Genomic DNA, 13,953 nt, shown 5'->3' on the forward strand with positions numbered 1-13,953 from the left:
AGACCGATGTCGCTCGGGTCAGGCGTTAGCAATTAGTGTCTCGCGGCTCCTGCACGCTCCTGTCTGGCCGATTGGGCAATCTGCTCCCGCCCAGGTACATGGTCCCGAAGCGCTTTCAGGATTTTCTCCGGGGTTGCCGGCAAAGTCTTCATGCGGACCCCGATTGCGTCGTAGATCGCGTTCATGATCGCAGGCGCAGTCGGGACCAGGGCAGGTTCGCCGATACCCTTGGCTTTCAATGGGCTCTTGGGGTCGGGGTCCTCGACGATAACGCAATTGATCTGCGGAATGTCCAGCGACGTGGGCAGGATGTATTTTGCGAACCCATGGGTTATCGCATGCCCTTTGTCGGTAATGTATTCCTCCATCAGGGCTTGACCCAGCCCTTGGACGACGCCCCCTTCGATTTGCCCCTCGACACCGCGCGGATTGATCGCGCGACCGACGTCGTGAGCGGCCCAGATGCCCAGAACCTGCACTTCCCCGGTCCAGGTATCGACCTCGACTTCTGCAACCTGCGTCCCAAAGACATAGGCCTGCCAAGGGCTTCCTGATCCATCCACAGGGTCCAGACCGGTTCCATGCGCAGTGAAGGATGCCGATCCCACCGGTACGACACCCCGCGCCTTGCACGTTGCGACCGCATCCTCCATCGACATGCGAAGATTGGTCTCTTCCGCCCAGATCTCGCCGTCAAAGGCGCGCAGCTGTTCGATTTCGACGTCCCAGTGATCTGCGATCTGTTCGAACAGAACGTTCCGCGCTTCGCGCGACGCAAGCGCCACGGAGTTACCGATCATGTAGGTTTGGCGGGTAGCGCCTGCATGTGCCGCTTCAGGGGAGCGTGCTGTGTCATTGTCGCCGATGGTCACGTCCTGAGGTTTGATACCCATTTCGTCTGCGGCCACCTGTGCCAGAACCGTCAGAATACCCTCGCCGATTTCCGTCACGCCGGTGACCACCTTTCCGGTGCCACCGTCATCAAGCTCGGCCCAGGCACCGGCACGGTCAATCGTTGCCGTGCGGGCAATCCCATACCAGCTTGCCGCCATGCCGCGGCCGCGTTTCATCCTGGCCATCACGCAACCCTTTCCGTGGTTTTTGCATCATCCTTTGCGGCGTTTTTGATCCGCGCACCTAGTGTGCAGGGCTTCCGGGTATCAGGACCATTAAGGTCACCCCGCTCTGCACCGCGCACGCGAGGAGCACCCTTCTCCCAGCGAGAGGCTATTTCCGCTGCTTCAAGAACACGGTCCAAAGACGCGGTTTCGAGCGTCTGCTGGGTGTGTGTACTGGATCCGATCTTCATCATGTTGATTCGCCGGATCTCGAAGGGGTCCATGTCCAGCGCCTCCGCCGCCATGTCCATCATGCTTTCGGTCGCGAATTGCGCCTGCATGCCACCAAAGGTCCGGAACGCACCCGAAGGTGTGTTGTTGGTGTAGACCCCCCGAGTATCGACTGACAGGTTTTCCACTTCATAGGGGCCGCAGGACAGAATGGCCGCCTTGCGCATCACACCTTCACTCGACATGCCATAGGCGCCACCGTCGGACAGCATGTCGAACTCGATAGCCGTAATCTGGCCACTCCACTTGAGGCCCATCTTGTAGTGGACCCGGCTCGGATGCCGCTTGGCGGAGGCGATCAGACTTTCTTCACGGGTGAAATTGAGTTGCACCGGTCGATGAGTTTTCATCGCACACAGCGCCAGCATCCCCTGGTAAATCATGTCTTCCTTGCCGCCAAATCCTCCGCCGACAGGGCTCATGATGAAGCGCACCTTGTTGATCGGCTTGGCGATGATCTCGGCAAGCATATGGCGATGGTGAGTAATGTTCTGCGATGGCGAGATCACCACCACCACATCATCGGGATCGACGTAGGCGATCCCGGCTTCGGGCTCCAGGTAGGCGTGTTCGACTTGCTGGGTTCCGAAGTCATCCTCAAGGATCAAATCCGCTTCCGCGAAGCCCTTTTGGGTGTCGCCTTTCCGAACCGGGATATGCTTCACCAGATTGTCAGGTGCATAGTCGTGTATGACTGGCGCACCCGGTTTCAAGGCGTCCGCGGGATCGTAAAGCCCCGGCAATTCTTCGTATTCCACCCTGATCATCGCCAGCGCGCGACGCGCAGTGACCAGATCCTCGGCGGCAACGGCCGCTACCGCTTCCCCCACGTGACGCACTTTGCCACGGGCCATGATGGGTTGATCATGCACAAAGACACCAAAGCCATCCTTACCTGGAACGTCATCCGCAGTGATCACGCACGCCACACCGTCCATTGCTTCCGCTGCACTGGTGTCAATCGACACGATCCGGGCATGAGCGTGGGGCGAACGCAGCACCTGCATTTGCAGCATGTCCGGCATCTTCATGTCGGCGGCGTATTTCAGACGGCCCGAGACTTTGGACGGAGCATCGATACGGCGCACATTGGCGCCGATATAGCTGTCTTCGACACTATCTTCTTCCAGCGCGGTTTCCGGCATATCACCAGCAATTACAGCCTTTGCGATCTCAACTGCTTCAAAGATCTTTGTGTAGCCTGTGCAACGGCAAATGTTGCCACCCAAACGCTCTTTGATCTCTTCTATGTCGGCCTGCGGGTTTTCACGCAGTGCCGAGGTTGCTGCCATCACCATTCCGGGAATACAGTACCCACACTGGCTGGCGCCGGTCTTGTGAAAGGCGCGTTGAACCGGGGTCAGATCACCCGGCTTTGCCAAACCCTCGATCGTCTCGATCCTCGAGCCCGATACCTTGGCAACCGGCATCAGACAAGACTTCACCAGCTTGCCATCGACAAACACGGAACAAGTTCCGCATTCCCCAGCACCGCAGCCTTCTTTTGTACCGGTCAGGTTCAACTCATCGCGCAGGAAATCCAGCAGTCGAGCGTGCGGGTCTGCCTCACGGGAGATTTTCCGACCGTTGACTTCAGCGTCTATTTGCAACTTAGGCATGTGTTTTTTCCTTCGCATCTGCAAAATCCACCTGGACTTCGGGTTGGTTCGCCAAAGCATCCTCAAGGGCGGCCCGAACGAAGTTGACGACAACCTCGCGCCGGTATTCCTTTCGGCTGCGCGACCCGACGGTGTCGGCGGCGGTCTGCGCTGCACGTTCGATCAGCGCATGAGATATTCTTTCTCCCCGCAGCACGCTTTCTGCTTCGCTCATCCGGATCGGTCGTGGGCCAACACCGCCCAGAGCCAATCGGACGTCTTCAAAGACGCGCCCATCACGATCCGCCTTGACCAACGCTGCGCTGCAAGCGACCGAAATCACAAGCGACCGCCTTTGGCCAACTTTCTGAAAGGACCCTCCATATCCGTTGGCCGTATCCAGAATGACAGCGGTCGCGATCTCATCCCCGGCGATCTGTGTCTTGCCGGGGCCTTCAATGAAATCGACCACTGGAACTTGGCGGCTGACCACGCTGCCATCGTGAAGGCGGGTCAACTCGATCTCGCCGTTCAAAGCCACCACCGCGGGGGTGCCGTCAGCGACAGGAGACGCATTTACGAGGTTGCCGGTCACGGAAGCCTGTTCGCGGATCTGGTCATCGGCGAACCAGATCGCGCAAAACGGCATACATGGCAGACTGCGCATCAGTGTCTGGTCGGTCAGGAAATCCTGGTAAACGGTGTTGGCCCCAAGCCGCACACGACCGTTCTCGAACGAATAACCGTTCAATTCCGCGATGCGGGTGACATCGATAAGCTCAGGCAGGTGGACATCCCCGGCCCGCCCTTCACGGGCCCAGGGCAAGATATCAGTGGCACCGGAGACGAGCCTGCTGCCTGTCTTCGCATTGGACCAAATCGCCAGTGCTTCCGGCAAGTTCGTCGGCAGGTGATAGTTGTCACAGGTCAGCATGGTTCGTCTCCTTTGTTCCGACTTATTCAGCCGCGACTTTCTTGGATTGTTCCTGCGGGTTCTTCACAACCACCTTGATCGCATCCTCCACCCGGTCTTTCGCGTAGCGCAGCGCTTCCTTGAGGTCGACCATGTCGAAAGTGTGCGTGTGGATCAGCGTCGCGTCGAACCGCTTCTGCCGCATGAAGGCCTCGGCACGGTGCGTTGCCGTCTTGCCCTCGCCACGGATGCCATAGAGATAGATATTGTTGCGAACGAGATAGGCGACATCGACCTCGGGGCTGTTGTGCGGGAACGCCGCGAGGCAGATCTTGCCGCCACGGTTCACCATCTGCGCGGCTTCGTTCAGGCCGTTCGGCGCACCAGCACATTCGACCACATAATCGACACCCTTGCCGCCGGTCAGTTCACGGACCTTTTCGACCACATCCTCGTTGCGTACATTGATCACGTGATCTGCGCCCAGCCTCTTGCCGATCTCCAGGCGGTTGTCGCGGGTGCCGGTCAGGATAACAGGCTGAGCACCAAGCGCCTTGGCAACGGCCGCGCCCAAAAGACCGATCGGGCCGGGGCCCGTGACAACGACGCTTTCACCAGCGACCAGACCACCCAACTCGGTCAGGCCGTACATTGCCGTTCCAGCGGTCACGACCAAAGTCGCCTCTTCATCAGACATGTTGTCGTCGACATGAATCAAGGTGTTGATATTGTTGACCGCATATTCGGCAAACCCCCCATCGGTGGTGAAGCCATTGGCGCGATGACCCTTGTCCACGTCGCCGTAGTTCTTGCCGTAGTTGTGGCATGACGTGTACATGCCCTGCCGGCAGCGCTTGCACTGGCCACAGCCAGCGTGGATCTCCACCGTCACGCGTTCACCAATCTCGTATTCGTCCACCCCGGGCCCGAGGGCGACAACCGTCCCCATGTATTCATGGCCTGGTGTGAAATTCTTGTTGAAAGGGTCGCCGCCGTTGATCTGGGCGGGCGGACCGTGATGGATGATCTCGAGGTCGGTGGCGCAGATTGCAACTGCATCGATGCGCACCAGTACCTGGGCCTTTCCCGGAACCGGCACCGGTTTTTCGGAAAGCGTCAACTCACCGGGATCGCCGAGAACCCAGGCTTTCATTGTCTCGGGTACCGGATGGGTTTCGCTTGTGGTTACGTTGTCGGGCATGGACATTTTTCAGACTCCTTGTTGTTTGAGGGGGCGCTAGATCTTCAGGTCGCGCAGTTTGTTGGAAAACGAGTTGGCCGCCGCGATCATTTCCTTGATCAGGAAGTCGCGGTAGTCATCGGTGGCTCGATCGGCCGGGATGGTGACGGAAATAGACCCGATGACGGCTCCTGCGCCGGCCCTGATCGTCGCGCCGATGCAAACGATTCCTTCGCTGAATTCCTGGTCGTCGATCGAGTACTTTCGGCGGCGGACCAGACGCAGTTCCTCAACCAGGCCAGATAGGGTGGTAATGGTTTCGGGCGTGTAGGACGAAAGGCCGTTGGCTGAAATGATCCGAACCAATTCTGTGTCCGGAATCCAGGCGAGGATTGCTTTCCCCGTGGCGGTGGCGTGCAGGGCCGACATTTTTTCGACCTCGTCGGGTTCTACCACTTTGTCATCAGTTCCAGGGAAACTGAGCTTTGTCATCAGAGAGGTGTCTCTCAGCACAGCGAATTGCACACCGTGCCCTAACGATGCGCCCAACGCCTTCAACTCACCAGCCAACAGCACATCTGGGTCGCGCTCGCCTTCCGAAATCTGGACCAGCTCACCAAGCCGTGGACCAAGTGCGTATCCCTTGATCCTTCCGAGGTGGGTCACAAAGCCCTTCTTGACCAAAGTCGTGATCAGATGGTGACATGTTGAAATGTTGAGCCCGAGGCGCTCGGAAATAACCGAAACAGTGACGCCATCGCGTTCTTGTGCGACGATCTCGAGAACGTTGAGGGCTCTCTCGACGGACTGGATCGTGCGCCCACCAAGATCACCTGATGCCGTGGCCAGTGACACAAGCTCAGCGTCCACGGAACTGTCGGCACCTTGTCTCTCAAACTTCTCAACCATGATCGCCTTTCCCGATTTTCATCACAGAGCATCAGGATAGAACGAGATTCTGGCAAGGAATTTTGAAATGATCGGTGCAAGTTTGATATTATCAAAATGGTATGTGGCTGATGAAGTTCGTCGGTCGGACAGAGGCGGACACGACCCGTCCAGGGTGGCCGGTCATCCCGGCCGACGGTGTAGCACCCCGAGGCGGCGAAGTACGTCACCCACGGGCTGCGCAAGAACGCGACAATCGAACTCTACCTAGCCGGATGCCACGACGAGATGGTGAAAGCCGTCACCGGTCATTCCGGCGTCGAGATGCTCAAAAAATATGGAGGTCAGATCAGGCAAAGAGAACTTGCAACGCGAGCGCAGGACGCGCGCAACCGCTTTGAACAGAACAGGAAGGAAACGTGAATATTTCAACACCTGTTTCAAAAATCGAGCAAATGGAGTGCTGGCATGACGCAAGTCATTGATTTTATTGGAGGCGAGTACCGGAATCGAACCGGTGTACACGGATTTGCAAAACTAAGTATGTATCTGAATTTAATGGGATTTATGTTTAGAAATGGTGCTTTTTTCGGTGGAACATATGATGAATGTTTAGACGCCGCAGGCGCGGTTTAAAGTGGTTGAAACACCGCTTCACGGCCTGCCTGTGATCACCTTTCCGCGCCGCTATTGCGCCGCTCGACATTGACGGCCGTCATAAAATGCACCCATTCTGATGCGAACAACTTTCTGTTGATCAGCTTTGAGGTGTCCAGCTTGCTATTTGGGCTAATTCGGGCAGTGTTTTTCAGCCGTCCTGCGAAACGGCGGGAGCCGCCGCGCGCTCGTGACATTGTCACTCCACTTCCGCAGCCTGTGCGAAAGCCAGCGCCTGAGCGGCCCGCCGTGTATCGCACGCAAACACCCCAGCCAGCTCACGCACCGAGCCATCCGCATGAGACCACGCTCACCGGCAAATGCTATATGGTCGATGATGAAACGATCCGGATAGGGCGGGTTGGCATGCGTTTGGCAGGTGTCGACGCGCCAACGCTTAACCATCCATAGGGTAAGAAGGCGAAATGGGAATTAGTGAACCTTTGCAAAGGGCAAATCATCACCGCCGAGATCGAGCCGGAACTGTCATCTGAACGGCTTGTCGCAACCTGATTTTTGCAGGGCGGTCGCGATTTGAGCGCAGAAATGTTCGTAGCGGACTGGCGATAGATTGGCCGACTTTTCCGGCGGGAGATACAAACATTCGGAACCAAAAATCGCGTGCACAACGGAGACTGAAGAGCGGCAGTTGGGCAAAGCGCGCTTCACTAGGTGATGTTGCATTCAATACTTTGCATCGTGCATGCTATAAACCAATCAACTCTAGATAACTCAAACTATCTCTACCGTGCATTGGAGAATTACCTGTGAAATACAAATCTATTTCAGTAGATCAATGGCGGCAGTTTAGAGAGGTTAGTTTACAATTACATCCTAATCTCACAATATTGACTGGGCCGAATGGTTCCGGGAAAAGCACGCTGTTATCGTTGCTTGAGTTAAGTATGGAGTTGCCATATCGAGAGCCGTACCTCGCTACACCGGTAAATGACTCTAAGTCGGGAAAAACGGGATACTCATTAAGCACACTATTTTCCCGGTTTAACCCCTTTAAAAGAAAAGAAAATGCGCCGCAATCCTCGGGGCATGAGATTGGAACGCTGGAATACGACGATGGCAGTACGGCTAGGATAATGGCGCAAGGCTCAAACGCCTTGCAGTACCAAGTGCACCTTGATCCTATGCAGTCCGTTTCGGGCTTTAAAATCGCCTCACACCGTGCCCTACCTCGGTACCAAGCGGTTCAATCTCTACCTGTTTCGGGAATTCGCCCGAAGGACGCGTTTGATTATTTTGCACAGTCGCAAAGTCATTACACAAGAGGTGACAGGTACCACCGTCAAGGCAAAACGATTCAGAATCCAGTTGCCCCAATGAAAGAAACGCTGATCGGATTTGCGGCCTTTGGAGCCGACAATGTCCATCTGAAAGCCATTCCCGAGTTAGTCGGCCTGTATGATAGATTTCAAGACCTTCTCTTGGCGCTGTTGCCTGACGAAATTGGATTTCAAAGATTGGAGGTTCGCAGCCCTGAAATAGTTGTAGTATCAAGGACTGGAGAGTTCCCAATTGACTCTGCGTCAGGTGGCCTCATGTCGCTCATTCAAACTGCTTGGCAAATATTTCTATTTACTGAAGCATACGGGGAGGAGGCCACTGTTCTCGTTGATGAACCTGAAAATCATCTCCATCCGTCACTGCAGAGAGACTTTCTCGGAAATCTTGTGCGTGCATTTCCCAAAGTTCAGTTTATTGTCGCCACTCATTCTCCATTCGTAATCACATCGGTTAAAGAATCTCGAGTGTACGCCCTTCGCTACTCAGGTCTGTCTGACTCATCACCCCAAGACCATTCGGCAGTCACCGCTCAGGAGATTGATTTTGTTAGCAAGGCGAGAACAGCCGACAAAATCCTTGATGAAGTGCTCGGCGTATCTGTCACCCTTCCCACTTGGGCAGAGCGAGACCTGACTAGAATTACACAGAAGTTTGAAGAAGCAGAGATTTCCGAAAGTTCGATCGAAGAACTCCGCCGCGATTTAAGGGCAGTGGGGCTCATTGAGTTCCTTCCTGAAGCAATCGGGAGGATAGCGCGTGATTAAACTCACTAAGAGCGATAAACCCGCTGTTCTTGAAAATAACGCGCAGAATTGGACAGAAGAGCTATTAGCTGCCCTAGCGGATCAAAACGACGAACGCGTCAAGACCTTGATGAGAAGATATAATCACCATGAAGTAAAAACGGCGCTAAAGGCTGAAACAAAGGAAAAGTGCGCTTATTGTGAGGCTAGAGTTACAGATGTTGCGCACGGGGACATCGAACATGTGACGCCGAAGTCAATTGAAATCGAAAGGACATATGATTGGAACAACCTCACTTTCGCGTGTCAGATTTGCAACCAGAACAAATCCAACAAGGAAAACATTATTGATCCTTATGAAAGTAACCCAGAGGACCACCTCTTTTTTGCGGGAGCTTTCGCTAAAGGCAAGACTCTCGCAGGAACGCGAAGCGTTTTGGAGTTGAAGCTAAACAGGACCGCACTTGTTGAAAGTAGGAATCGTGAAATTGAACGCTATGCAGACCAAATTGAGAAGATCTTCTTGGTGGAAGATAAGCGAACAAGAGTTTTGCTTATTCGAGGGATGCTTGACGAGTTAGACACTGGTCGGCCTGAATTCGTTGCAGCTTGCCGCGTTGTCTTGCGGCAATATACGGCCGGGCAAGCGGCCTAGATTTCGAATTTGGTGATGCTCAGGTTTTCATAGTTCGTCGAGCTTTGATGATTTAACCGCAAAATTAAGCTGTGATTGATACGCCACCTACAGGCGCCCGATTTAGGTCGGTTACGTCCTGAAGGGCTATTACGGTTCGAAACTTGGAGCGGCAGATTTCTGCACCTTGCTGCCGTCTATCAGGTGGGATGCCGTTCTGCCCTCATCTGCTGGGCCTGCACGGCCCGGATGCGCTGACGCACTTTCTTTGTGTAGTGCTGGACCATTGCAGGGCTTTGACCGGTCACAGCCGCGATCAGGTCGTCACTGCAACCGGCCTCCAGTAGCTCACAGGCGGCGTTGTAGCGCCAACTGTGAATATCGTAGTCCAAAGCCCCGATTTGCTCTCTGACCTTTCTGACGGCGGCTGACGCGCCCCTGTATGACCAGCGGTTCGTGCCGCGCTCATTTGTCAGTATGTAGACCGAATGGCGACTGGCGACGTCGAGCGCGGCCTGTAGCTCGGGCAGGATCGGCACCCACAGCTCTTTCGAGGTTTTGCTTTGCCGGACCCAGACTGCGCCGTTCTTGATGTTCGACCAGCGCATGGACAGCACATCGCCGATCCGTTGACCGGTGCCAACGCAAAGCTCCATCACAAGGCGTTCTCTGGTGCCGAGGGCGCAATGCGCCCGGTAGACGTCAAGAAGTTCGCGCGGCCACAGCTCGCGCTCTGTCTTTGTCGTCCTGATTTCCGGCACGCCCCGAGCGGGATTGGTTTCCCGCCAGCCCAGATCAACGCAGTGTTCCATGAGGACACGCAGCACGCGCAGCGAATAGTTGGCGAAATAGGCTTTTTCGGCGTTTGTATCGCGCAGCCGGATCACGTCCTTGCGCTGCATCTTGGCGGGATTGGCGTCGCCCATGATGTCGCGAAAGAAGTCCAGATACTTATCGTAATCCAGACCGGTACGGGGCTTGAGGTTCTTATATCGTGGCGATTTTCGATAGTGGTCGATCAACGCCCCAAAATTCCGCGCCACCACTTTGCGGGGCTTGTCTTTCTGGGAGAGAATGCCAGCATACTCTGTCCAGAAGTGCGCCGTACCAAATTCGCTTTGGAACTTTTGCGACGGCCAGCCGCGCCGTTGAAAGTAAATTCCATTGCTTTGCCTGTAGACGTGTTTTGGTAGCTCACGTTTTGCCATGGCGCATATCTATCCTGTCGAAATCATCGGCATCATGCTCTGTCGCGAGGACAATCTCAATCTTTCTGCCCTCGACAATCACCCGACTGACCGACTTTCCCGCATTTTCAAAGGCGGTGAGCAGGCTCAGGGCCGATTGTTCGAGCTTGGTGGACGCCATTTTCTTACACCAGCCAGAGGGGCAGGGGGGCCACGCGGCGGACCGCTGAAGCATGCGAGGACGTTTCCGAGCAGCGCGACACCGTCGCGATCTGCATGAAAACACCACTGATCCTGTCCAAGCCCATAGCTAGCCCCTTCGAATTTCAGTTCGCGCGCCGGTTCGGACGAATGGGAAACCCATGCAAACTGTTCTGAGGTTCAAGCTACGACGTAATGAGCGTTCCGGGCAAATCGGGGATCACGATGCGCAGTCACTAGGGGCATATAGAAGCCTGTAACAAATGAAACATTATGTTACCAAATCTAGCGTTCTATGGTGTCTATTCACCGAATGTCGAGGCTTCGACATGGTGAGATATCTACCCTCGCGAATTTTGTCGGCGCTGTCACTAGAGGGATATATCACCAAGAAGGGGGATATCCGGCCCGCCCGCTCGAAGATCGAGGCGGTCGGGCAGGGTGGCGCGCCCGGTTTGACCGGAGGCGCGGGACAAGGAAGTCTAGGGCGATGCTCGCAAGCTGCGCGTCGCCCTGGACAACCTTGTCTGACAGGGGAGAGACAAAAGGCTGATGGAAACCTTCGGACACACCCCCGCTTATGCGGGGACCCCCGTGCCCGAAACGCCTCTGGCTTTACAGCGCTTCCCTTTGAGGGTGCGCCTCCGGCGCTGCGAGAGGCGACGCCTGTGCACCGCTACCTGTTGGCGCTACATGCTTAGAAAGAAAGAGAGCCAGCGCGCGCGGGACGAACGCTAGGGCGTGCTGACTGGCTACCTGTAATTTCCAAGCGATGTACCGAAAATAACGTAGCGCTCTTTTTCAGAGCTTGGGCGGTGTTCCTTTACGCCGAGAAAGCGAACAGAACAAAAACAGAATGTTTAGACAAATGTTTAGACGCGCCGTGTCGCGTTTTTCGAAAATCAGCTAAGTGATTGATTTTAAATGGAGGCGAGTACCGGAATCGAACCGGTGTACACGGATTTGCAATCCGCTGCGTCACCACTCCGCCAACTCGCCGTTCCAAGTGGTTGCGATGGGGTATCCGATCCGGGTCGGCTGTGCAAGTGGACAAAGTGGCGTTTTGACCATCGGGAGGCGGCCCATAGGCGTTGCTGCGGGGCGGGTTCTGTGTCAGAACCCCAAACATAGAACTTCGATTGCAAGAGTTTAGCTCATGACCGACTATGCCGCCCGGCGCACTGTTATGGTTGACACCCAGGTTCGCCCCTCCGATGTGACCAAATTTCCGATTATTGACGCGATGCTCGGCGTCCCGCGCGAGGCCTTCGTGCCGCAGCGCCTGCGTGAGGCGGCCTATCTGGGTGAGAACCTCGATCTGGGGGAGGGGCGGGTGATGCTCGATCCGCGCACCCTCGCCAAGATGCTCGACGCACTGGATATCGAAGGCGACGATCTGGTGCTCGATATCGGCCCGGCCTTTGGCTATTCCTCGGCGGTGATTGCGCGTATGGCCGAGGCGGTTGTGGGGGTGGAGCGAGATGCCGCAGTTGTCGAGGAGGCACAGCGGATGCTCGTCGAACAGGGTGCCGACAATGTTATCATGCAGCAGGGCAATCTCGCCGATGGCGCGCCGGATCACGGCCCCTATGACGTGATCCTCCTGCAGGGCGCGGTGGAGCATTTGCCCGAGGCGATCACCGGACAGCTCAAGGAGGGTGGGCGCATCGCCTGCATCTTTATGGACGGGACGCTTGGTGTGGTGCGGATCGGCTACAAGATCGACGGGCATGTGAACTGGCGCTACGCGTTCAATGCGGGGGCACCGGTGTTGCCGGGCTTCGAGCGTCGCGCGGCCTTTACGCTTTGACAGGGATCGTGCGCCGCGCAGGACGGAGAGGGTCATGATGGGCAGAACAAGACTTGGGTCTCTCGGAGCGGCGCTTGCCTTTGTCGCAACGCTCGCCGCGCCAACCGGCGCGCGGACCGAGACGCTGGCCGACGCGCTCGTGAGTGCATATGTCAACAGCGGTCTTCTGGACCAGAACCGCGCGTTGTTGCGCTCCGCCGATGAGGATGTGGCGCAGGCGATTTCGGCGCTGCGGCCCATCATCGACTGGACCGCCGACATCTCTCGCGACTTCAGTCGGATCAGGAGCCTAGCCCGGACCCGCAAGAGCGGCACGACCTCGGCCAATATCGGGATCACCGGGGCGCTGTTGCTCTATGATTTCGGGCGCAGCGATCTTTTGGTAGAAGCGGCCAAGGAAACGGTGCTGGCCACGCGGCAAACCCTTGTCAGCGTCGAGCAGCTGGTGCTGCTGACGGCCGTGCAGGCCTATATGAACGTCATTCGCAATCAGGAATTCGTGGCGCTACGGCAGAACAACCTGCGGCTTCTGCGAGAGGAATTGCGGGCGGCACGCGACCGGTTCGAGGTGGGCGAGGTGACGCGCACGGATGTGGCGCAGGCCGAATCCGCGGTAGCGCTCGCGCAAAGCGGTCTGGCGACTGCGCAGGGCGATCTGACCCGCGCCATCGAGGAATTCCGTGAGGCGGTCGGGCGTGACCCCGGCCCCTTGCAGACACCGGGCGATCTGCCGGGGCTGGCGGGGGATGTGAGCGCGGCGAAATCGGTCGCGGTGCGGAAGCATCCCGATATCCTCGAGGCGCAGCGCAATGTCGCGGCGGCGGAGTTGAACATCAGTGCGGCCAAGGCGGCGATGCGCCCGTCTGTCAATCTCACGACCCGGCTGGGCGTGGGCGAGAATCTCGACGATTCGGATTTTACGCGCAGCGGCAGTGTCGGGGTCGAGGTGACCGGGCCGATCTATCAGGGCGGTCGGCTGGCCTCCGAAGTGCGGCAGGCCATGGCGCAGCGCGACTCGCAGCGCGCGCAACTGCACCTGGTGGGGTTGCAGGTCAAGCAGGACGTGGGCAACGCCTATGCCAATCTGCGCGCCGCCCGCGCCAGCCGCGATGCCAGCCGCGAGGCGGTGCGCGCGGCAGAGGTGGCCTTTGAGGGCACGCGCGAGGAGGCCAAGCTGGGTGCGCGCACGACGCTGGATGTTCTGGATTCCGAGCAGGATCTGCTCGATGCTCAGGCCAATCTCATCTCGGCCAATGCGGATGTGGTGATCGCGGCCTATTCGGTGCTGGCGGCGATCGGCGAATTGACGGCGCGCGAGCTCAATCTGAGCGTGCCGACCTATGACGCGTCGGCCTATTACGATCTGGTCAAGACCGCGCCGGTGCCGATCAGCCCGCAAGGCCAGAAGCTCGACAAGGTGCTGCGCGCGCTCGGAAAGAACTGAAAACTTTTCGAAGCGGTTGTGCGAGACACCGCCCGAGGGTAAACTCGGGC

13 protein-coding genes and 1 tRNA gene are annotated in these 13,953 nt (G+C 56.9%); 6 read left to right on the plus strand and 8 right to left on the minus strand.

Annotated elements, in window-relative coordinates; genetic code table 11:
- Positions 1-32: 32 nt before the first annotated feature.
- The 5 genes from BHD06_RS03430 to BHD06_RS03450 are packed head-to-tail and all read right to left on the minus strand — an operon-like array spanning position 33 to position 5,949.
- Positions 33-1,079: a xanthine dehydrogenase family protein molybdopterin-binding subunit gene (locus tag BHD06_RS03430; RefSeq protein ID WP_080455601.1), complete on the minus strand. Its 1,047-nt coding sequence runs from the start codon at positions 1,077-1,079 to the stop codon at positions 33-35.
- Entirely contained in the window at positions 1,079-2,968 is a 1,890-nt protein-coding gene (locus BHD06_RS03435) for a molybdopterin cofactor-binding domain-containing protein (protein WP_080455602.1), read from the minus strand. Before BHD06_RS03435 ends, BHD06_RS03430 begins: the two co-directional genes overlap by 1 nt.
- Complete coding sequence (locus tag BHD06_RS03440; protein WP_080455603.1) at positions 2,961-3,881, minus strand: xanthine dehydrogenase family protein subunit M; 921 nt, start codon at positions 3,879-3,881, stop codon at positions 2,961-2,963. The genes BHD06_RS03435 and BHD06_RS03440 overlap by 8 nt, the downstream gene beginning before the upstream one ends.
- Positions 3,882-3,903: 22 nt before the next feature.
- Positions 3,904-5,067 carry a zinc-binding dehydrogenase gene (locus tag BHD06_RS03445; protein ID WP_080455604.1) on the minus strand — a complete coding sequence of 388 codons (1,164 nt, stop codon included), beginning with the start codon at positions 5,065-5,067 and terminating at the stop codon, positions 3,904-3,906.
- Between the two features lie 30 nt (positions 5,068-5,097).
- Positions 5,098-5,949 carry an IclR family transcriptional regulator gene (locus tag BHD06_RS03450; protein ID WP_080455605.1) on the minus strand — a complete coding sequence of 284 codons (852 nt, stop codon included), beginning with the start codon at positions 5,947-5,949 and terminating at the stop codon, positions 5,098-5,100.
- A gap of 267 nt (positions 5,950-6,216) precedes the next feature.
- Here BHD06_RS03450 and BHD06_RS24180 point away from each other — a divergent pair, with 267 nt between their 5' ends.
- The 4 genes from BHD06_RS24180 (at position 6,217) to BHD06_RS03465 (ending at position 9,282) form a co-directional block, all read left to right on the plus strand.
- Positions 6,217-6,351 (plus strand): hypothetical protein, encoded by a 135-nt coding sequence (locus BHD06_RS24180; protein WP_254892299.1) that lies wholly within the window; start codon positions 6,217-6,219, stop codon positions 6,349-6,351.
- Between the two features lie 45 nt (positions 6,352-6,396).
- Positions 6,397-6,564, plus strand: coding sequence for a hypothetical protein (locus tag BHD06_RS23595; protein WP_176214270.1), 168 nt, complete (start codon positions 6,397-6,399; stop codon positions 6,562-6,564).
- Positions 6,565-7,352: 788 nt separating this feature from the next.
- On the plus strand, positions 7,353-8,648 hold the full coding sequence (locus tag BHD06_RS03460; RefSeq protein ID WP_080455606.1) for an AAA family ATPase: 1,296 nt from the start codon (positions 7,353-7,355) through the stop codon (positions 8,646-8,648).
- Positions 8,641-9,282, plus strand: a complete 642-nt coding sequence (locus tag BHD06_RS03465; protein WP_080455607.1) for an HNH endonuclease — start codon at positions 8,641-8,643, stop codon at positions 9,280-9,282. The genes BHD06_RS03460 and BHD06_RS03465 overlap by 8 nt, the downstream gene beginning before the upstream one ends.
- Before the next feature lie 179 nt (positions 9,283-9,461).
- On the opposite strand, the gene BHD06_RS03470 is transcribed toward BHD06_RS03465, so the two are convergent.
- From BHD06_RS03470 to BHD06_RS03475, 3 genes are all read right to left on the minus strand, one after another.
- On the minus strand, positions 9,462-10,469 hold the full coding sequence (locus BHD06_RS03470) for a tyrosine-type recombinase/integrase (protein ID WP_080455608.1): 1,008 nt from the start codon (positions 10,467-10,469) through the stop codon (positions 9,462-9,464).
- Positions 10,456-10,629, minus strand: a complete 174-nt coding sequence (locus BHD06_RS23600) for a hypothetical protein (protein ID WP_176214271.1) — start codon at positions 10,627-10,629, stop codon at positions 10,456-10,458. The genes BHD06_RS03470 and BHD06_RS23600 overlap by 14 nt, the downstream gene beginning before the upstream one ends.
- A 945-nt stretch (positions 10,630-11,574) precedes the next feature.
- Positions 11,575-11,648, minus strand: a tRNA-Cys gene (locus BHD06_RS03475).
- 157 nt (positions 11,649-11,805) lie between these two features.
- Here BHD06_RS03475 and BHD06_RS03480 point away from each other — a divergent pair.
- The gene (locus BHD06_RS03480; protein WP_080455609.1) at positions 11,806-12,459 is read left to right on the plus strand and encodes a protein-L-isoaspartate O-methyltransferase; all 654 of its coding nucleotides are present in this window, start codon (positions 11,806-11,808) and stop codon (positions 12,457-12,459) included.
- Positions 12,460-12,496: 37 nt separating this feature from the next.
- Positions 12,497-13,903, plus strand: a complete 1,407-nt coding sequence (locus BHD06_RS03485; protein ID WP_080455946.1) for a TolC family outer membrane protein — start codon at positions 12,497-12,499, stop codon at positions 13,901-13,903.
- Positions 13,904-13,953: the final 50 nt, after the last annotated feature.

This window comes from Roseovarius sp. A-2 (assembly GCF_002072155.1).
Taxonomy (GTDB): domain Bacteria; phylum Pseudomonadota; class Alphaproteobacteria; order Rhodobacterales; family Rhodobacteraceae; genus Roseovarius.